This is a genomic window from Lysinibacillus sp. 10T31 (assembly GCF_056394365.1).
In genome coordinates, this window is sequence record NZ_JBFTHS010000024.1 from 1 (window position 1) to 21564 (window position 21564).

Consider the following 21564-nt stretch of genomic DNA (forward strand, 5'->3'; position numbering starts at 1 on the left):
AGTGATGAAACGGAATGCATATGGCTTTCGACGCTTCGATCACTTTCGAGCAAAAATCTTATTAAATTTAAAGTATAAAGATATCGGGGTTCATCTGGGTTAACGTGCTAAAAGATCACATCACCCCAACATTTGACTTAGAACCAAAAAAATATTGTGTTACTGAAATTAAGGTGTCCTATTAAATAAAGTAGTATGATTTTTCGGCAAAGCGAGGGGTTGATTTTTGTTCCGACTAGGCGCTTTCCTGGGGGCATCCGATGAACCGTCAATCTTTCACTCTAATTTATATGGATAATACGAAACTGCATCAAATCTGTGCGACAGCGAAATTAACTTTTCTGCAGTTCCAACTAAAAAAAGACACCCCGGAAAGTGTCTTTGAAAAAATACTATGGATTTTTCAAGATTTCTACATATTTTTCAGCTGTTCTTATCTCAACTGTAAGAGAATTTTTACTATAGCTAGCTTTAATTAAAAATGGTACGTTAGTTGTATTTTGAAATCTAAAATCTAAACCACCATAGGAAACTGTAGCGTCTCTTCCTTTTGGAACGTACCCAACATCTAAAGAATGGTGATGCCGTTCTACAAATTTTACTGGTATTTGATCAACTGCGTTGAATAAAGTTGAAGACGTTTGACAGATACCTCCCCCAATGCCCATCACTACCTTTTTGTTGATGATTTCTGGTGCAGGTTGATATCCATTTACTTCATCCCTAGGTCCCACGACTGTATTAAAGGAGAAATTATCTCCACTTCCAACGATAACATTATTGATTGCCTTCGCAGAAAGTTCAATATTTTTATTTCTTCCTACATCATGAGTATTGAAATAAGTTGTATAGGATGCAACAACTACGTCTTCTAAATAAGGAAGGTCTTCAAAATTATAGCCGCTTTCTGTAACAGATAGAGGCATTTCCACTTTACCACCAGTCGCTGATGCTTCTAATATTCTCTCTACTAATTCACTTTCTTTTAAAACAATTAAAGGACTACCTTTAATTACTTTTCCTTGATCGTCCAGCTTATCGAGTATCATACGCTTATCATAGCCTACTGTTTTTTCATTCCCTCTCGCTAAATCTTTTGCTAATTGCTCAATTTGTTTTGTATACGTTTGTCTATCACTTTCATAGTCCATTTCTTTCGGTGAAATTGTTTGTATGATAGCTTTTGTTGAAGGGTCCACAATTTCAACAAAGACGGGCTCTATTTGTTGTTGATCAAAGGTTACAGGCTTTTTTGAACCCTCAGTTTTTTGCTCTGACTCTTGAATTTGTTGTTCTTGTTTTTTCTCATCCGCAGATTTTCCCTGACAGCCAACTAGCCCAATTGTACAAATAATACATAGTGTGGTCATCCACTTCTTATTCAAATAAAACACCTTCCCTATCGTCATACTACAGAGACATCTTATTCGTGTATTGCTGATAGTGTGTTTCATTTCATCATTTTTATTTGTTTATAAAATGAAAACACTCTACAAAGTTGAGTGACCTTGTAGAGTGCTATTCTTTATAGATGAAGGGAAGTTTTTATTTTGCATATTTCACATTAAATCTATAGATCAATACAATATAAATCCAATCATAAATAAAGATTGCAAGCGAAATGATAGTAATCAATGGTGTTCTAAAATACAAATAGAAGCAAACTGCTGCTAACGCAGTACCTATCATTTTACAAACGGCTATGCCCATTGATTGTCCACTTAAGTTCCCTCTTTGTATGAATAAGGCGATAAAAAGCCCTGACATCATCAGATTTTGGAAAAATGCAGCATATATGCCTGCCTTATCTTTGAATTCATGCATCATCGCTAAAATCATGAAAAAGCTTACTACGAGTGTTATAAAAAAAGATGAATAAAATACCTTTCTCGGAATAATTTTTTTATACTCCTTATATCCATAAAGTAAAAATTGTATAAGAATGAAGATATCCAAAAGAAACCACAGGAAAGTAAGGATCCTTTGCAAGTCATTTAGCGGGTACATAAATGAAAAAATAAATTCCCATGAAATATTGGCACAAATTGCGGCCATAGGCATCCCATATCTCTTATCCCGTATTCCTTGTTTGATAATTAATATATATGTAATAATCCAAAATAGCCACATGCCAAATTGGCAGATCAATATGATTTTTTCTTGAGTTATACTTAAAAACTCCTTCCCTCTAATTATCATTCTTCGATACTATATGAGATGAAATCTATACTTTATGTCAAGAGAATTGTAGAAGGGTTTGTTTGTAAATACTTCTTAAAAATCTTAAGAGTAAGCGCCTATACATTCATTAACCAATCATATATAGTAAGACGAGGTGATGATATGAAAAATAAAATTTATTTTGATAACGAACAATTTATCGCAGGCACTACCTTAAAGGATGACATCGAACTAGAACATAACAATATGGCACTGCATACATGTGTGAATGAAGCAGATGTGCTAGAAAATCGAAAAAAATTAGCAGCTACTTTACATTGTGACTTAAATAATTTTATTTGCACTCAACAAACACATAGTGCTAATTTCCATAAAGTTACGATTTCTGATAAAGGACGTGGCGCTGAGCAGATAGACAATGCCATTAGTAATACCGATGCACTTTATACATTAGAGCCAAATTTACTTTTATGTAGTTTTACAGCAGATTGCGTACCTGTCATTTTTTATAATGAAGTCAATGGCCTTATTGGCGTGGTGCATTCAGGCTGGCAAGGTACTGTCAAGGAAGTCACATCAAAGCTTTTCCAACATTTGATGGAGCATGAGCAATGTAATCCACAAGATTTTCACGTACAAATAGGTATGGCACTTAGTCAGCAGAAATTTGAGGTGGATGCAGATGTTTATGAAAAATTCCACAACCTAGGCTATGCTGAGGACTTTATGTATTACAATGCACAAACAAATAAATATCATATCGATAATCAGCAAACTGTCAAAAAACAATGTGAGCTTGCAGGTATTCCTGCTGAGCAGATTTTGGTTGATACAACGTGCACATTCCTTAGCCCAGATGGTTTTTCCTACCGTCAAGATAAACAGGCTGGCAGACATTTAAGCTTTATTATGCGTAAAGAACAATAGTTAAAAGGGACACTCCATTGATAATTGGATTGTCCCTTTTGTAGTATTGAAAACAAAATGATCAATGAAATCTTCGTGAATGTTGTGACACATTAAATTGAGGTAATTCCTGTTCCAGGCTACTCACTTTTCTATGGGTAAGCGTCGAGCTAATTCTCCGCTTACGTCGTTTCTGTCGCTTCTTTTTATCACTATAAATTAGATTGACGTGCTAAGTGGTTGATTGGAGTGGAGACTTGGCGACTCTTTGGGGATTAGCAATAGAGGAACGAAGCCTAAAATCATCACTTCCTGTGATAACGCCTTCGTGACTAACATCGTGTTAGCCCGACACCCCCCAAGAAAGCGCCAAGTCCGAACAGAAGCTCCCTCGTTTTTGCAGAAGACAATACCTTTATTACAAAAGCAAAAAGGATGTATCTCATAGAAGAAATACACCCTTTAGTCGTTTCATTATTTATTAACCGGACGTTCTTTTCCAATTCTAAAAACATAATAGCTAATGATAACAAGAGCTAAGAAAATAATTCCCACGATGAGAGAAACTCTAGTATCATCATTAAACCACATACCGATAAGCACCATTACTAAAAAGGCAATCGTTATATAGTTTGTAAATGGTGCAAAGGGCATTTTGAATGGGTGCTTTGACAGTTGTTCACCTTTTATTTTTCTAAATCGTATTTGACTTATTAAAATCACAAACCAAGGAATCATCCCCGGTAATACACTTGCACTATATACATAGACAAATAAATTCTTTGGCGCTATATAACTTAGAATAACACCGATGACCAAACCAACTAGCACGCCTACTGTGCCGAAAATAGGAACACCATTACTAGAAAGTTTCGCAAAAAATTTAGGTGCCTGTCCATTCATGGCAAGCGTATACATCATACGTCCCGCACTATAAATTCCACTATTACAACCTGACATTGCCGCTGTAATGACCACAAAATTTATAATTCCTGCCGCAGCGGTAATTCCTACCTTTGCAAAAGTTGCAACAAATGGGCTACCAATCGTACCTAATTCATCCCACGGATAAACTGTTACAATGACAAAGATTGCACCGATATAAAATATTAAAATACGCCAAATAATACTTTGAATCGCATTCGTAATAGTTTTTTGAGGATTTTTCGCTTCTCCTGCCGTAATCCCAATAAGCTCAACGCCTTGATAGGCTGCAACTACTAATGATAACGCAAAGAAGAAGCCTGTCCAGCCACCTGTAAAGAAGCCTCCATGATTCCAAAGGTTCGATAATCCGATTGCCACACCTTCGTTACCAATCCCAAAGAAAATAAGACCAAAGCCTGCAACTATCATTAAAACAATCGTCACAATCTTTATCATGGCAAACCAAAACTCAAATTCTCCAAACATTTTAACAGAAATAAAGTTGGCAACGCCTAAAATCACCAATGCAATTAAACCTGGAATCCATGCTGGTAAATCAGGATACCAATATTGCATATATGTTCCTACTGCAATAATCTCTGACATCCCAACAATGACCCACTGAAACCAGTTACTCCACGCCGTTAAATAACCGGCTAATGGATGTATATATTTATATCCAAACGTTGCAAAGGAACCTGTACTTGGCTCCATATAAAGCATTTCTCCCATTGCTCGCATAATGAAAAAAATAAAAATACCTGCTATAGCATATGCAAGGAGTACAGAAGGCCCTGTCCACTGAATGGCGCTAGCCGAACCCATAAACAAGCCTACGCCAATAGTACCTCCAAGAGCAATCATTTGAATATGCCGTGCATCTAATCCCCTTTTTAACTCTTTATTTGCCACTAAATTACGCCTCTTTCTGAAGTTCTTTCTACGATGAATTATCTTATTATAATAATAAATTCTTTTGAAAAATACAATTGTATTTTTAGGAAAAACACGATTATAGCAATAATAGAACAAGGATTCTAAGCATTTTGGTGTTCATATGTCATTTTGGTGCTTCTATCCATCATTTTGGAGGTCCTATCCGTCACTTCGGTGGGTCTATCCATCATTTTGATGGTTCTATCCATCTTTTCGGGGGTCCTATCCATCATTTCGGCGGTTCTATCCATCTTTTCGGAGGTTCTATCCATCTTTTCGGCGGTTCTATCCATCTTTTCGGCGGTTCTATCCACCATTTCGGGGGTTCTATCCATCTTTTCGGAGGTTCTATCCATCTTTTCGGGGGTTCTATCCATCTTTTCGGCGGTTCTATCCACCATTTCGGCGGTTCTATCCATCTTTTCGGGGGTCCTATCCATCATTTCGGCGGTTCTATCCATCTTTTCGGGGGTTCTATCCATCTTTTCGGGGGTCCTATCCATCATTTTGAATGTTCTATCCATCATTTCGGCGGTTCTATCCATCTTTTCGGAGGTTCTATCCATCTTTTCGGCGGTTCTATCCACCTTTTCGGCGGTTCTATCCATCTTTTCGGCGGTTCTATCCATCTTTTCGGGGGTTCTATCCATCTTTTCGGGGGCCCTATCCATCATTTTGAATGTTCTATCCATCATTTCGGCGGTTCTATCCATCTTTTCGGAGGTTCTATCCATCATTTCGGCGGTTCTATCCATCTTTTCGGCGGTTCTATCCACCACTCCGGAGATTCTATCCATCATTTCGGCGGTTCTATCCACCACTCCGGAGATTCTATCCATCATTTCAGCAGTTCTATCCACCACTTCGCTTGGTCTATCCATCACTTTAGCTGTTATTACAATTGGAGTAGCTGTTGTAGTAATAATTTTTATCTTGCTTTAGCCGTAATCGGATCAACTTAGAATATAAACCTATTTTATTACTTAAAAAAATATTTTATTACTTAAAAAAAACTCTATTCCATCACTGGAATAGAGTTTACTTTATTACTGTAATAACGTCTGTTCTTGGAGCTTTGCAGAGAAATATTTGCGTGCATCTGCTGTTAGAATTTGCAGCAGAATAACCTCTTCTTGACGCGCAAATTCTACAAACATTCCACTTAGATTTTCATAAACATATTTTATTTTAAAGCCGCTATCTAAATAATGATCCACTTTTTTTATTTCCTCTGTGCTTTGTTGATGTTCTGACATGCTATCACTCCACCTTTCCGTTATCAACCTCTTGAAAATACGTTTGGTGTTTTATTCATCCCGCTTTAACGGCAATAATTTGTCTGTACCGAAAGCGAAGCGTCGGGTACAAGACTCCCACACATCAAATTTCGGCGAAAGCAAAGAAATTAGGGCGGGAGATTAACTGCCCGTAAAAGCCCGATTGGTGAAGACTAATAATCAGTAGGCGATGAAGAAGAACCCCACGATTCACTTTACTCAGCACCTTTTATATCTAACAGCGGATCTGGTTGTTCAACGACATCATTCTCATCTGGAACAACAGTTGGAGCAGGCGTTTGTTGCTGTCCAAATAGTTCATCCAAGTTGTGTCCAGCTGTAATCCCTAAATATTTTGCATCGCTTGGATCTTCTAGCTCAGCTTGAGGGTATTTTTTGAACCACCAATACTTCGCTAATACATAATATACAAGTGCTCCTACAAAGAACCCTATTAATGAAGAATAAGTGGAGAAAATATTTGCCACTGCACCACCGATAATCCAAGCTAGTAAACCAGCAATATTAAAGCCATTCCAATATTTAAATTGACCATCTAATTCATAAAGTGATTTTACATGCACGCGACGTTTACGGATTAAATAATAATCAGCAAATAAAATACCAACGATTGCTGTTAAAATCCCACCGATAATTAGAAGTGCATTGACTAACACATCAAATAAACTCCAAGGCTGTGCTAGAATACCAATTATTCCTGCAATAACAACCCCAACCCAAAACGGCACTTTTGGACCACCGATATTTGAGAAGATCGTTGCGGCTGGTATAACATTTGCAGAGGTGTTCGTTGACCATTGTGCTAATACAATCATTAACAATAAAATGCCTAAAATAAAACCGCTTGCACTTTGTTGTAAAGCATTGATAGGATCAGCAGAAGCAACAGCCATATAGCACACAGCACCAATTGTCACAATGAAAGTATTTGTAATCGGCATGACGATTAATGAGCCAACTAGCTGTGTTTTATTGCGTTTGAACCAATTGCGTTCATTTTTCGGTGCTTTAAAGAACCTTGAAAGTGAAGGCATATCGGCTGCTAGTGTCGCCCAAAATCCCATATTCGCCATAATCACTACCATAAATGCAGTGAAGGCTGTAAATCCTGTTGTCGGCGATTCCACCCACGTCCAAATATTTTTCCCTTGAGCTACAGCATGATCTGCCAGTGTATAATACATCCAACAGGAAATTAAAATAATAACTGGCGCTGCCAAATCTGCAAAACGTTCAATAGATTTAATCCCAAGTGATGTATTAAATAATTGAAGTGCTGCAAAGACAATGAAACAGATAAACCAATTATCAAAACTAAAAAGTAAATTCAAAATGCCGTTTATCGCTAATGCTCCAAAATAAGTGTTCAGACCGAACCAACATGCAGCCGTTACACCGCGTACAAGTGACGGGATATGTGTGCCAAATGTACCGAACGGAGCACGCATATATACTGGGAAAGATAAGCCATGTTCAATGCCTATATCACCAATTAACGTCATAAATACACCAATTAGACAAGAGCCAATCAACGTTGCTAAAATCACCATTGGCAATGGTAAGCTCATGATTGCCGAGCCACCGATTGCAAAAGCCGCTAATACAATTGCCATCCCTATCCAAATTACTGCAAAACCAAATGTTCCAATATTTCTTTGTTGATGTGTCACTGGAAGTAAATCTGGGGATTTTAAATAATTCCCATCACGTTCCATATAATCTCTCCTTCTTTTATCAAATTTCCGTGACAACTTACATGAGGTTATTCCTTACTTCAACGAAAATGCTGAAGGAAGGTGGAATTTCAGTTCATCTTCATTCGACAAATTTCTCCCACCTTAGAAGGTAGTGAGACGAATGTAGATTAAGTCTCCAAACACAATTACGCCGAGGCGAAATTGATTTTAGACATTTTACTTAGATAGACTACTAATTAGAGTTTGACGTTCATTCCAAGTCATAGGCGGAACTGAAGATTTGCGTTCAACCATGTTAATAGCACCATCTACAGGACAAACGATTGAGCATAAATTACAGCCTACACAGTCCTCTTCTCGAACTTTCAGCATTGGGCGACCATCTTCTGTATATAAATCGATACATTGATGTGATGTATCTTCACATGCAATATGGCACTTGTTACAGTTAATGCAAACGTCGTTATTAATTTCAGCTACGATTTTATAATTTAAGTCCAGGTCACCCCAATTAGAATATCTGGAAATTGAGCGACCTACTAAATCCATGACAGAGGCAATGCCTTTATCGTCTAAATAGTTATTGAGTCCATCGATCATATCCTCAACAATACTAAAGCCATGATGCATCGCTGCTGTACAAACTTGCACGCCCGTAGCTCCCATTAAGATAAACTCAGCAGCATCTTGCCAGTTGGAAATACCACCAATGCCCGAAATCGGAAGATTGATTAAAGGATTACGAGCACACTCTGCAACCATATTGAGTGCAATTGGTTTAACGGCAGGACCACAATAGCCACCATGAGCACCCTTGCCTGCTACATGAGGCACTGTATTCCATGTATCTAAGTCAACACCAGCTAAGCTGTTAATTGTATTAATCATACTAATGGCATCTGCTCCACCTCTTGTAGCTGCTTCTGCCGTTACCGTAATGTCGGTAATGTTAGGTGTTAACTTCACAATTACTGGCGTTTTCGCAGCCTCTTTCACCCAGTACGTTTGCTTTTCCACCAACTCAGGTACTTGACCAGAGGCAGACCCCATTCCTCGTTCTGCCATCCCATGTGGGCAACCAAAGTTAAGCTCAAGACCATCAACTCCCACATCTTCTACTCGTTTAACAATCTCATGCCACTTTTCTTGCTTTGGCTCCACCATTAAGGAAGCGATAATTGCGTGATGTGGAAACCTTTTTTTCGTTTCATAAATTTCTTGCAAATTTACCTCTAACGGACGATCCGTAATCAGTTCAATATTATTGAAGCCAGCTACCCTTTGTCCGTTAAAGCTAACAGCTGCAAAGCGTGAAGAAACATTCAAAATCGGATCTCCCAATGTTTTCCATACAGCGCCACCCCACCCCGCTTCAAATGCGCGTTGTACTTGATAGCCTGAATTCGTTGGTGGTGCTGACGCAAGCCAAAATGGATTCGGCGATTTGATGCCCGCTAAGTCAATGCGTAAGTCTGCCATATTAGTTCCTCCCTTATGCAATCTCACTAGGTTTTCTTAAACGTTCATGGATCTTTTTTGCTGCGTCTTTACCTTGCTGTACAGCGGTTACAACCATCGCCTCACCCTTGCCATTTCCGAAGACGACATCTCCACACGCAAATACTTTGTCATTAGAAGTTTGCATTGTCGTTTCATCAATATCGACAACGCCATTTGTATGCTGTAAGCCAAAAGCTTCAATCAATGACACAAAACGCGTTTGCCCAATTGCTTTAATAACAGCATCCACTTCGATAATAAAATTGGACCCATCGATCTCCTGAGGTCTTTGACGACCATCAGCACCTGCTTCACCGAGCTTCATTTTCGTACATTCGATACCTACGACCTCACCTGACTCATTACCAATAATTTTTTTCGGTGCTGTTAGCCATTTAAACTCCACACCATCTTGCTTGGCAAATTCATATTCAAATTTGTAAGCAGTCATTTCTTTTTGAGTTCTTCTATAAAGAATTTGAACATTTTCAGCACCTAAACGCACTGCACATGTAGCACCGTCAATCGCGGTATTTCCCGCACCAATGACAGCCACTCGCTTCCCAACAATATCTTTTGTAAGCGGTCCCATTTTTGTCTCTCTGACAAACTCTATCGCATCATGCACACCATCCAAATCTTCTCCTTCAATGCCCAGATTAGGCACAGCTCCCATACCAACTGCTAAAATAACACTGTCATATTGCTCCAAAATTTCTTCAGCAGAAATATCTACACCGACAGTTGTGTTTGTTTTGATCTCCACACCAAGCTTTTCGATTTGTTCAATTTCCCAATCAACGACTTCATTTGGTAAACGGAACGACACAATACCATAGCTTCCTAGACCACCAGCTTTCGATTCAGCTTCATAAATAGTGACCTGATAACCAAATCGACTTAGTTCACGAGCAGCCGATAAACCAGCAGGACCTGCACCAATAATCGCTACCTTCTGTCCATTGTTTTGCCCTTGCTTAAATAGCTGAGCATTTGTTGCCATTGCCCAATCTGTTGCATAGCGCTGTAGCTCTCCGATTTTAATTGGCTTTGTTGAGGAATTTAACACACACGCCCCTTCACATAGTTCCTCCGTTGGACAAACCCTTGCACAGCTTGCACCAATTGGATTTGCTTCTAATATAGTCGTAGCAGAGCCCTTCATATTACCAGAAGCAATTTTTTTTATGAAATTCGGGATTTGAATACTCGTTGGACAGGCTTTAATACACGGTGCATCGTAGCAATAGAGACAACGATTGGATTCCTCTATTGCTTCATTCTTTGTCATCCTGCTAGTCAATTCCATAAAATTACGTGTTAACTGCTGGGACATTCCATTTTCTTTATTCGGAGCCATTTCCACATCCCCCTCATGTGTTCATTTTTTCCTTCTTATTGCACCTTGGTGTAATTGATGCTAGAACCATTGAAAAAAAGCCACATTCAACATTCATCTAGATAGTCTTCTGTAGCTAAATGAAGATATTACTAGACCGATTGCTCTGTTCTCCATCCAAAGCAATCGGTCATAATACAAACTAAATGTTTAGTGCTTCTGCAGCGGTTGTTTTTAATGCACGTTTGATATATTGCCCGCTACCTAGTACACCAACAAATTCTTTATTTTTAATGACATATTCTCCACGTACTAGTACACTCACTGGTTCACCTGTTACTTCCCATCCCTCATATGGGTTATAATCCACGTTCATATGATGTGTTTTCGCCGAAATTTCTCGTTTTACCTCAGGATCAAAAATAACGATATCGGCATCAGAACCGATTGCAATCGTTCCTTTTTGTGGGAATAAACCAAATATTTTTGCTGCACTTGTGGAAATCATATCGACGAACTCATTGATAGAAATTTTTCCTTTTGCAACACCTTCTGAATATAAAATACTAAAGCGATCTTCAATAAAAGGCCCACCGTTAGGAATTTTAGAAAAATCATTTATTCCTAACTGCTTTTTACCCTTAAAACTAAACGAGCATTGGTCAGAGCCAATTGTTTGTAGTTGTTTTGCTTTTAGAGCATTCCATAAATGATCCTGATGGTATTTCGGTCGAAGTGGTGGGGACCAGACATATTTTGCACCCTCAAAACCTGGTTGTGCTAAAGCAGATTGATCCAAAGTTAAATATGGTGGACATGTTTCACCATAAACGTCATAGCCTTTTTCACGCGCAGCAATGATCTCATCTACTGCCTCTTTACAAGTTACATGTACAACGTAAAGGGTTGCGCCAGCAATATGGGCTAACTCAATCGCACGTTTTGTCGCTTCGCCTTCTAATTCAGCTGGACGAGTGAGCGCATGATAAATTGGCTCCTTATGACCTGCACGTCGCGCCTCTTCTACAAGCTCATCAATAACAGAACCATTTTCACAGTGCACCATAACAACAGCACCTAGGTCTTTCGCTATTTTAAAAGCTTTAAAAAGGGTGCGGTCTGAGGCTTGAAATTCTTTCGCATAAGCCATAAATACTTTGACAGAAGTAATGCCCTCTTGCTCTAAGATTTGTGGCAATTCGGCTTCTGTTTCAGGGGTTAAATCACCAATCATTAAGTGGAATCCATAGTCGATAGCTGATTTCCCTTTCGCCTTGTCATGCCACTTTTCAACTGCAGTTGAAAGTTTATCCTCGCCAGCCGTTAAGCAGAAGTCCAAAATAGTGGTCGTTCCACCAAAAGCCGCTGCAATGGTACCAGATTTCCAATCATCATCAGTCACAGTATTGTTAAATGGCATATCTAAATGTGTGTGCGGATCAATTCCTCCTGGCATCACATATTTACCTGTTGCATCAATAACTTCTGCCCCAATGTCGGATAGATTTTTGCCAATTTGAACAATTTTTCCATTTTCAATTAAAATATCTGCCTCAAAAATATCTGCAGCTGTCGCTACTCGTCCACCTTTAATAATTTTTTTCATTCTGCCCCTCACCCTTCGTAAAATAATGGAGAATGCTCAATCATATCACTGTTAGGAAACTACCTTAATGTAACGTGTATGTCTCCCCAATACTGAAATTTGTTTGCAGCGTCAACACTGTTTCAAGTAATACATCTGCTCCTTTCGCGCAATCCCCAAATGTTGTTTCCTCTTCCTCGCAATGACTCTTACCATTAATACTTGGTACGAAAATCATCGCTGATGGAACAATGCTTGCAATATATTGCGCATCATGCCCTGCCCCGCTAAACATTCGGTGCGCAGTATAGCCGAAGCTTTGACATGCCCTTTCCACTTCATTACAAATATGAGGTTCAAAATAGACTGTATCTCTACCCCATAGCTTAACTGGCTTAATGCTACAGCCCATATCCTCTGTAGGAAGATTATTCAGTATGTCCTCAACCTTTTGCATGATCTCTGGTTTTTGATGACGTGAATCTATCGTAAATGTCACATTGTTCGGTATTACGGTATGAATATTTGGAGAAACATTCATTCTGCCGAAGGTAAACACTAACTGTTCATCAATTTTTCCGAGCTCTTCATGTAAATACGTAATGATTTTTGAAGTTACGATCATCGGATCTTGACGCATGGTCATTGGTGTCGTTCCAGCATGATTGGACTGCCCTGTAACCGTAATTTCATAGCACACCATGCCTAATACACCTTCAACAACGCCTATTTCCAATTGCTTCGCCTCTAGAACAGGTCCTTGCTCAATATGCAATTCGATATAAGCAAGTGCTTCCTTTAAACGACTTTCTTGATCTCCCTCATAACCACTTGCTTGCAGTGCTTCTTTGAAACTAGTACCATTTTTATCGATAGATTGCAACATTTTTTCTTTTTCAAATTTAGCTGAGATAACACCAGAGCTCATCATGGCTGGATCAAAACGAGCACCTTCTTCATTCGTAAAATTCACAATCATTATAGGGATATCTAGCTCAATCTCGTTTTCCTTTAACGTTCTAATGGCCTCTATAGCCGTTAAAACGCCTAATACACCATCAAATTTCCCACCCTTTTCAACGGAATCTAAATGCGACCCCATAACAATTGGAGGAACATCCTTTTTCCCAGGTAGAATGGCATAGATATTCCCCATATCATCGACTTTGATGTCCATCCCTAATTCTTCACAACACTCACAAAAATAGTTTCTTGCTAATACATCCTCATTCGAAAGAGACAAACGAGTTACGCCACCATTTTCAGTAGCTCCAAATTGACTAAATTGTTCAATTAACTCTTGCAATCGTCTACTATTACACTTATACATATGCAATTCCTCTCTTTCACAGTAGTTATACACATTCTATAAAAGATAAAAATTATGAGATATAGATAGTAAACTAAAAAAATATGTGCATCTGCACATAATATATGGTAAGTTATGTTCATAATAAGGGGGGAGAAAATGGGGACAATTCGCAAAATTGTAGAGGGAGTTCAATTCCCAATGCTAACATTAGTAGCTGGGCATAACGGAACGTTTCGAAGAGTTACAGGGATTAACGTAGTAGAAAGCATCGATTTAATTATGTTTTGCAGACCTAATGAATTAGTCGTGACTACAGGTATTAATTTATCTTCTGATGGTGATTCCTTAGAGCAACTTGTAAAACTAGCTTTCACTAAAAAAGTAGCCGGTTTCATTATTAATACCGGACCATATATTCCAAATATACCAGAATCAGTCATCTCTTTTGCCAACGAACATGATTTCCCTATTTTTCACATGCCATGGAATTATCGAATAGCAGATCTATTAAAAACAACATTTCAATTTATCGCCAATCACCATCAAGAGCTTTCTATCGAAGAAAAGGTTCTTTATAACTTACTTTTTCACTACAAACAAAACACCAACTATATTAAAGATCAATTAGCACTACTAGGTTTTCCACAAGGTAGAGAACTAGCCATCATTTCATGTACAACAAATGGTTCACAAGCTAATATTGACCGCTACGAGGTCATGATCCAATTTGCATTTCAAAATAGATATAAACGCTTCTTAAAACTAAAGCATAAAAATCACCTCATCTTTTTAATCGACAAAGCACAAATCAATACACCAAATACTCCCTTCTCAAAAGTTGTTGAAGAAATTTACGACAAAATAACGCAAAAAAATGGTTACTTGGATATTATCATTGGTAAAGGTAATTATCACAAAGAGCTTGAAAATGTTCGCAAAAGCTATGATGAGTCATTAACAGTAATCCAATTAGCAAAACTTCATAACAATCGTTTCCTATATAAATATAAAGAAATTGGTGCCTATAAAATTATCATGGCCGTGCAAAATCAAACATTGATCAAATCATATAGTCAAGACATCTTAGGTCAGCTTTATCGCTATGATGAATTGAATAACTCAGATTATGTACAATTTCTACGCATTTATCTCGATGAAAACGGAAGTACCCGTAGGATTAGTGAGCGTCTATTTATTCATCGCAATACAGTACTGTATAAAATAAAAAAAATAGAAACGCTATTAGATATGGACTTAAGTAACCCATTTACAAAAACTAATCTCTACATCGCATTTTTGATTGAAGATGTGTTGACGCATCAATAAATTTTATCACCATAAGATTTCCCTTCTTAAATCCAAATTTAGTTTGTTTGTGTTCATTTCCATTTAAGTATCGTTGGACTGCTTGAATACGTTGTTCAGGACTTACTTTTGCCATAAAAAAACCCCCGTAAAAGTTGAGGGCACTGAAAAAGTCTATATCTTCTCACATTGCGAGGTATTCAACGATTAAATCGTTGAATACCCCGCTTTTTTCATTTGGCACTGTGACTCTACTGTTGTTTTCCGAAGCATTCCGCTCGCTTTCCGCGGGCGAGCGCCGAGCCTCCTCCTACGCTTCGCTTCGTGCGGGGTCTCGTCTGTCTCGCTTTCCCGCAGGAGTCGAGCGATGCTTCTCCAAACAACGCAATGTATCACACTATTTTTTTAGTCACGCTTTTCTTTATAATAAAAGAATTAATGTGCAGGTGGTGCCCCGGATGATTTCAAATCAAGAAACCCTTAATGTAAGTCCATATATGGCGATCTACGATATTATTGTGCCAAAAGATAATATACTTCGCCAAATCAATGAACTCGTTGATTTTTCATTCATTTTAGAAGAGTTAAAAACAAAATATTGTGTAGACAATGGACGTAATGCCATTCCTCCAATTCGTATGTTTAAGTACTTATTATTAAAAGTCGGATACACATGCCGAACAAGAGGCATTTCAAAATACGGAATCATTTAAGCAATTAGCCGCAAATCGCTACAAAGTAGAAGCGAAGAATAGTGAATTAAAAAACGGAGACGGGTACGATACTGCATCGACTGCGAGTCTATTTGGCATGGAAATTTAAGGTACTACAACAATATTCGCTGTCAATTAGCTACTAAACGAAAATGAATAAGGAATAGAGACAGAAATAAGGCACTTCCTGTTCAAAATTGAACAAGAAGTGCCTTATTTTTATCTGAAAAAGGTTCGCTTTTATGAAAACGTAAGTTTTTCAGTGCCCTCGTAAAAGTTAGAGTGGTGTCTAACTTTTACGGGGCAGTTCAATGGTCATCAGTTTTTTTAGGGATAAACTCGAGGTTATTTTTTATTTTTGTTCTTATTTTTATTTTTGCTATGTGAATCCTTTTTTTCTTCTTTTAGCACATTAGTTGTTTTTAATGCAGTAAAATCTGCTTCATCACCAAACTCCATACCATAGCTTGGATTTCTGTCTATGCGAGTACGATGATCATGATCAAGATTAAGATCAGGATCAGGAACAAGATCTTCGTCCTCATCAAATCGCATAACAAGAATTGGCAAGGATATTAGTCCTGCTAATCCAATGAATGCATAAATCCATCGGGACAATACTGCTGTTTGTCCACCAAACAAATAGGCAACTAAATCAAATCTAAAGAATCCTATGAGTCCCCAGTTAATTGCGCCAATGATGACTAACACTAAAGCAATTCTATAAACTACGCTCACGTTTCCACCTCCTTTATTTGTAAATACGAAGCCAGTTATACATTTGAAGTTCATGCTTCACATGTATGAAAAGCGTCGATACTGCAAAAAAACTGTCATAACAAGTGGTAAAATTACAAATACTTATCGAGTAATTAAATCACCCATTTTGACGGTCTTATTTTTAGCAATAGCCGCTTATTTATACAAAACGTATTTCTAGGCAAAGTTATGTTACAAACAAAGGAACGTTAGGGATAAAACCATTTTTCAAATGGCTTAACTAACACCTAAACGTAGGGATGATCATCATAAATTTAGTTCTTAATTCCCTTACTATTCAATTTTTCATGTTGTAGTAGCCATTCCTTTCTCCACATCCCTCCTGCATAGCCTGTTAATGTTCCGTTTGAGCCAATAATTCGATGACAAGGAATGGCGATGCTTAAATGATTTTTGCCATTTGCACTTCCTACAGCCCTCACAGCTTTTTCATTGCCAATGGAAGCCGCAATTTTTTTATATGTTGCTGTTTCGCCGTAAGCAACACTTGTTAAAGCAGTCCAAACTTCTTTTTGAAAACTCGTTCCCTCAAAAGTATAGGAAAATGTAAACTCATGGCGCTCACCGATGAAATATTCATGTAGCTGTTGTTGACAATCAAATAAGACTTGAGGTGCTTCTTTTTGAGGAATATTTAAAATTTGATCTTGCTCTGAAAACATTATTGAATATATCTCTGTATCAGAACCTACTATTTCAACAATGCCGATAGGAGAGTGATAAAATAATTTATATTGTTGCATCGTATAGTGACCTCCATAAATAAAAAGTGGCATAAGCCTCCCAGTCTTTCCAATGTGTTGCAATGTTCTTGATTTCCTCAACAGTCGGTTTACGATTTAATGCTAATTGATTTTTTAAGGCATTATGAAGACCCACATCTGCAATAGGAAACGCGGTTGGATCTTGTATGCATTTCATCAGCACATAATCAGCTGTCCATGCACCAACACCTCGAATTGACATTAAGAAATTTTTGCTTGCTAAAAAATCTTCCTGTTGAAGTAATTTTTCTTTTGTTAATTGTCCGCTTGTCATGATTTTTGCAATATTTATAATGTACTCAGATTTTCTAAGTGTAAATTGCAAATTTCTTAAGTCATCCACCTGAATAGCGGCAACTCTTTCATATGTTGGAAACAGCCAATAAGTTTCTCCTTCAAATGTTAAGCTTTCTCCAAATTGTTCTACAAATCGTCTTTTTAATGTGTATGCGAATGTTAAATTAATTTGTTGTCCGATAATGGCCCATATGAGTGCTTCGAATAAATCTGGCATGCCTATTATTCGTAAACCATAATATTTTTTAACAATTGGCTGCAAAATTTTATCTTCTTGAGCCATTTCATAAAAACTGTTCAGATTTCTTTCTAAATCAAACCATTGCCAAATGTACTGTGCAATTTTTTCTAAGGCGCTTTCAGATGGTACGTGTATTGGAAATTCGACTTTGATAGAATTTGATTGATGCCCTATTTTACATAAAATATTTTGTCCATCGACTTGAAGCAATTTATATATATAACTGTCTTTTATTCGATGCAGCACCTCTTGTTTAGATCTATTTAAGAATATTAGGCACTCAGTATAATTAAATGCTGCAGGTGGATTAATCACAATATAGGTTTCGTTATTGATCCAATTCATGTCCTTAACTCCTCACAAGGTTTCGATATTCACTTGGTGAACAATATTTTAAGTTCCGAAACACTTTATAAAAGTTTGATGGGCTTTGAAATCCGGCTTCATAGCAAACCTCAAGATTTGTATAGCTTGTATTTTTTAAAAAATATACGGCTTTATCTATTCTTATTTTTTCTAAATAAGCTCGCGGTGTTTCACCAGTTTCTTGTTTAAATAGGCGTTCAAGATGGAAGGGACTTATTCCCACATAATTAGCAATATCCTGTAATGTTAATCGTTGTTTATACTCATTTATTAAATAGGCTGTTACTTTTTTGATGAGTTGAGTATGCGGAGAGAATTCCACTTCAGGCTGGCACCTTTTACATGCTCGATATCCAGCACTCTCAACCTTTTGAATATCGTCGTAAAATTCTACATTTATTTTTTTCGGCTTTCTCGATTTGCATGAAGGACGGCAATAGATTTTAGTAGTCTTTACAGCCGTATAAAATAGCCCATCATATGTTTGATTACAGGCCATAATTTTCTCCCACATTTCCTCAAATGAAAGATTGATTTTGTTGTTCACTATTCCATCCCCTTTGCAGCCTAGTTCTCATATAAAAACGCCGTATTTTGCTTCTCCAGTAATTGGCTAGCATTCATTTTTAAATAAGCTATTATTTTGTCTGATAGTGCATTGCCGAAGCTAAAACGTTTTACCCCTAATTCTTTAAGCTTATTACAATCCGTCAGCTCAGGTAAAGAAAGTAGATTAATGGGTGCATCTATATTCAAAGTTATTTCTCTTATCTCCTCATCATCTGTTAATCCTGGAATAAATATGCCACTTGCTCCGCTCTCCACATAAGCCTTTGCTCTATTCATAGTTTCTATAAATGGATGCTGCATCAGAAAATACGTATCTGTTCTAGCATTAATAAAGAAATTTTTATAACCGTGATTATCTAACATCGTTCTCATTTCCGCTAGAAGTTTACAATGCTCATTTAGATTTCGTAATCCTTTTTGTTTTTTGAGTGAATCTTCTATATTGATACCTGTAACTCCCAGATCCGCCGTCCTTAAAACATTTTCTAAAATTGTTTTCTGATCTTGTCCATATCCCGCCTCAATATCTGCGGAAACAGGTATTTTCACATTGTCTGCAATTGTTTTAATAATGGCTAAGTGTCGATCAAAATCAATTAACTCACCATCTGCATACCCTAGTGAATTGGCAATTCCCCAGCTTGTTGTACCAATCGCTTTGAAACCAACTTTTTCTAAAGTTAACGCAGATAATAAATCCCACGCATTTCCTATAAATAATAGTTCTTTAGCTGAATGTAGCTCATTAAATTCCTGAATTTTTGACATCACGATGCCTCCTTATTACTTATTAGCCATCATATTATCAAGAAAAACACATTCATTTCGTCCTCATTCTTGCTCTTATGGTCTTTGAAAATAATCAAAGAATTCCTAACCGAATTATCTTCTTTTTATTCGCAAAAATCCTAAACATAGAATAAAGTGTGATATATTTACATAATACTCTATTTTTAGAATACCTTATTTTACCTTTAATTAGCATCCTTACTAGTAACTGAAGGTTAGGAATTAGGATAGGAGAAAAAATACATGATGAAGAATAAAATTATAAAAACTAAACTGATATTTTATTTTCTTATCGTACTCATATTTACTTTTACACAATTCAGCTTACCATGTCATGCTGAAGAACTATCAGAACCTATTATATTGGGAAAGCATTATGATATTTTCCGTGATCAGTCGAAAAAAATTACGATCGAAGATTTATTAAGTGGTACATATGACAATTCGTTTGTCACTAGTAAAGAGAATTTTTTATTCTTTTGGCATACGAAGGATACAATTTGGCTACGATTAGATACCGATGAAATATTAAAGGATAAACAGGAGTCTTACTGGTTAGAGGTAACAGACAAGCTAGATAGCATTGAAATGTATTTAGTGGAAGAAGATGGAACCTATAGTGTTCAAAAAAGAGGAATTTCAAATATTGACGATCAAAGCATTCATTATCGCTCTAATTTATTTCAAATCCAAGATCCATCTGTTCAAGAAATTTATATAAAATTAGACGGTAAATTACCACTAAATTCAATTTCTTATCTTTTTACAACGGATGGCTTTATCAATAAAATTATTGATTATAAATATTTAACAGGAATTTTTTATGGATTCTTGTCTGCACTTTTAATTTACAATTTATTTTTATTTTTTTCGTTAAAAGATAAGGCTTACTTTTACTATGTTTTGTATATGTTTAGTTTTATTCTCTATCAAGCTACTTTGAATTCTTTAGATATTGAACTCTTAGGTCAACTTTTGCCTAAATGGTTTTTTCTAAAATCCGCAGCGATAAGCGGAAATATTTTACTTATATGTATGATTTTATTTAGTGAAAAGTTTCTTGAACTAAAAAAATACTTACCACGCTTCCACAAAATCGGGAATTTTCTATTATGGATCACTATACTTTCTTTAATTGTTTCATCCATTGTCCCTGATGTTGCGATTGCAAATAATTTAACAATTATTCTTTCTGTAGTTGTCTTTATTTTCCTTTGGTTATCGGGAATATTTGTGTTGTTAAAAGGTCAGAAAATGGCTAGATTTTATATGGTAGGTTGGACCGTTCTGCTTGGTTCCATCATTGTACAAGCATTGGCTTTTTTAAGTATTATTCCATTCCATCCAGTTATATTTGAGGATATCCCTGCAATTGGTGCTATTTTTGAATCTATATTTTTGTCATTAGCATTAGGCGATAAAATCAATATTATTAAAAAAGAGCATCAGGAAATGCAACAAACGCTCAATGAAACGCTCGAACATAAAGTAACAGAACGAACACAAGAGCTAGAAAGAGCAAAAATTGAACTTGAAAAATTAGCAAATACAGATCGCCTAACTCAAATTCCAAATCGTGTAAGGTTAGATGATGTGTTAGAAGAAGCATTTCAACATGCTCAACATCAAGAGATTCCGTTCTCTATTATTCTACTAGATATTGATTATTTTAAAGAAGTAAATGATGAGTTTGGCCATCAAGTAGGCGACTTAGTTTTAATGAACGTAGCAGAGATATTGCAAAATACTATTCGAGAACAAGATACAATTGGAAGATGGGGTGGAGAGGAGTTTTTAGTTATTTGTCCTCAAACTACACTAGATGACGCAGTAAAGCTTTCTGAAAAGCTTCGTCAACTATTAGAAAATCATGAATTCCCTGTTGTGCAACGAAAAACTAGTAGCTTCGGTGTAACTAGCTATGTAGATGGTGATACACGAAATACATTATTATCAAGATGTGATAAAGCTTTGTATCAAGCAAAGGAACGAGGCAGAAATTGTGTTGAATTTTTTGATGCCAATGTTACTACACGGCTTTAAGAAGAACGGTCCATA

At 36.8% G+C, this 21564-nt stretch carries 18 protein-coding genes and 1 pseudogene; 5 read left to right on the forward strand and 14 right to left on the reverse strand.

The genetic code is table 11. The annotated features are described in order from the left end of the window. Nucleotides 1–392 precede the first annotated feature (392 nt). Complete coding sequence (locus AC1DCY_RS15045; RefSeq protein ID WP_477351379.1) at nt 393–1385, reverse strand: VanW family protein; 993 nt, start codon at nt 1383–1385, stop codon at nt 393–395. A gap of 160 nt (nt 1386–1545) precedes the next feature. After that, nucleotides 1546–2199: a transmembrane-type terpene cyclase gene (locus AC1DCY_RS15050; protein ID WP_477351381.1), complete on the reverse strand. Its 654-nt coding sequence runs from the start codon at nt 2197–2199 to the stop codon at nt 1546–1548. A 144-nt stretch (nt 2200–2343) separates the two neighbouring features. Between AC1DCY_RS15050 and pgeF the strand changes: the two genes are divergently transcribed. Further along, a complete protein-coding gene (pgeF, locus tag AC1DCY_RS15055; RefSeq protein WP_477351382.1) occupies nt 2344–3108 on the forward strand; it encodes a peptidoglycan editing factor PgeF in 765 nt (254 codons plus the stop codon). 453 nt (nt 3109–3561) lie between these two features. Here the strand turns inward: pgeF and AC1DCY_RS15060 are convergent, their stop codons facing one another. After that, nucleotides 3562–4926, reverse strand: coding sequence for an amino acid permease (locus AC1DCY_RS15060; RefSeq protein WP_477351384.1), 1365 nt, complete (start codon nt 4924–4926; stop codon nt 3562–3564). 134 nt (nt 4927–5060) lie between these two features. Between AC1DCY_RS15060 and AC1DCY_RS15065 the strand changes: the two genes are divergently transcribed. Continuing rightward, on the forward strand, nt 5061–5912 hold the full coding sequence (locus tag AC1DCY_RS15065) for a hypothetical protein (RefSeq protein WP_477351386.1): 852 nt from the start codon (nt 5061–5063) through the stop codon (nt 5910–5912). 84 nt (nt 5913–5996) lie between these two features. Here the strand turns inward: AC1DCY_RS15065 and AC1DCY_RS15070 are convergent, their stop codons facing one another. From AC1DCY_RS15070 to AC1DCY_RS15095, 6 genes are all read right to left on the reverse strand, one after another. After that, nucleotides 5997–6206 carry a hypothetical protein gene (locus AC1DCY_RS15070; RefSeq protein ID WP_134019535.1) on the reverse strand — a complete coding sequence of 70 codons (210 nt, stop codon included), beginning with the start codon at nt 6204–6206 and terminating at the stop codon, nt 5997–5999. A gap of 236 nt (nt 6207–6442) precedes the next feature. Further along, nucleotides 6443–7963 (reverse strand): NCS1 family transporter, encoded by a 1521-nt coding sequence (locus AC1DCY_RS15075; RefSeq protein WP_477351388.1) that lies wholly within the window; start codon nt 7961–7963, stop codon nt 6443–6445. 198 nt (nt 7964–8161) lie between these two features. Then, nucleotides 8162–9424: an NAD-dependent dihydropyrimidine dehydrogenase subunit PreA gene (preA, locus tag AC1DCY_RS15080; RefSeq protein WP_477351390.1), complete on the reverse strand. Its 1263-nt coding sequence runs from the start codon at nt 9422–9424 to the stop codon at nt 8162–8164. A 13-nt stretch (nt 9425–9437) separates the two neighbouring features. Continuing rightward, the gene (locus tag AC1DCY_RS15085; protein WP_477351391.1) at nt 9438–10805 is read right to left on the reverse strand and encodes an NAD(P)-dependent oxidoreductase; all 1368 of its coding nucleotides are present in this window, start codon (nt 10803–10805) and stop codon (nt 9438–9440) included. A gap of 181 nt (nt 10806–10986) precedes the next feature. After that, nucleotides 10987–12390: a dihydropyrimidinase gene (gene hydA / locus AC1DCY_RS15090; RefSeq protein WP_477351392.1), complete on the reverse strand. Its 1404-nt coding sequence runs from the start codon at nt 12388–12390 to the stop codon at nt 10987–10989. Nucleotides 12391–12454: 64 nt separating this feature from the next. Further along, a complete protein-coding gene (locus tag AC1DCY_RS15095) occupies nt 12455–13699 on the reverse strand; it encodes an allantoate amidohydrolase (protein ID WP_477351393.1) in 1245 nt (414 codons plus the stop codon). A gap of 138 nt (nt 13700–13837) precedes the next feature. On the opposite strand from AC1DCY_RS15095, the gene AC1DCY_RS15100 reads away from it, so the two are divergent. Together AC1DCY_RS15100 and AC1DCY_RS15105 are read left to right on the forward strand one after the other, a co-directional pair. Continuing rightward, nucleotides 13838–15007 carry a PucR family transcriptional regulator gene (locus tag AC1DCY_RS15100; protein WP_477351394.1) on the forward strand — a complete coding sequence of 390 codons (1170 nt, stop codon included), beginning with the start codon at nt 13838–13840 and terminating at the stop codon, nt 15005–15007. A gap of 437 nt (nt 15008–15444) precedes the next feature. Then, a pseudogene (locus AC1DCY_RS15105) lies at nt 15445–15657 on the forward strand (transposase); the annotation flags it as partial. A 387-nt stretch (nt 15658–16044) separates the two neighbouring features. On the opposite strand, the gene AC1DCY_RS15110 reads toward AC1DCY_RS15105, so the two are convergent. From AC1DCY_RS15110 to AC1DCY_RS15130, 5 genes are all read right to left on the reverse strand, one after another. Then, nucleotides 16045–16437: a DUF378 domain-containing protein gene (locus AC1DCY_RS15110; RefSeq protein WP_477351396.1), complete on the reverse strand. Its 393-nt coding sequence runs from the start codon at nt 16435–16437 to the stop codon at nt 16045–16047. Between the two features lie 296 nt (nt 16438–16733). Then, nucleotides 16734–17222 (reverse strand): methylated-DNA--[protein]-cysteine S-methyltransferase, encoded by a 489-nt coding sequence (locus AC1DCY_RS15115; protein WP_477351398.1) that lies wholly within the window; start codon nt 17220–17222, stop codon nt 16734–16736. Further along, nucleotides 17209–18126: a DNA-3-methyladenine glycosylase family protein gene (locus AC1DCY_RS15120; RefSeq protein ID WP_477351400.1), complete on the reverse strand. Its 918-nt coding sequence runs from the start codon at nt 18124–18126 to the stop codon at nt 17209–17211. Before AC1DCY_RS15120 ends, AC1DCY_RS15115 begins: the two co-directional genes overlap by 14 nt. Nucleotides 18127–18130: 4 nt before the next feature. Next, nucleotides 18131–18694, reverse strand: coding sequence for a bifunctional transcriptional activator/DNA repair enzyme AdaA (locus tag AC1DCY_RS15125; protein WP_477351402.1), 564 nt, complete (start codon nt 18692–18694; stop codon nt 18131–18133). Nucleotides 18695–18714: 20 nt separating this feature from the next. Beyond that, entirely contained in the window at nt 18715–19485 is a 771-nt protein-coding gene (locus AC1DCY_RS15130; protein WP_477351404.1) for an isocitrate lyase/PEP mutase family protein, read from the reverse strand. Nucleotides 19486–19749: 264 nt separating this feature from the next. Between AC1DCY_RS15130 and AC1DCY_RS15135 the strand changes: the two genes are divergently transcribed. After that, on the forward strand, nt 19750–21549 hold the full coding sequence (locus tag AC1DCY_RS15135) for a sensor domain-containing diguanylate cyclase (protein ID WP_477351406.1): 1800 nt from the start codon (nt 19750–19752) through the stop codon (nt 21547–21549). Nucleotides 21550–21564: the final 15 nt, after the last annotated feature.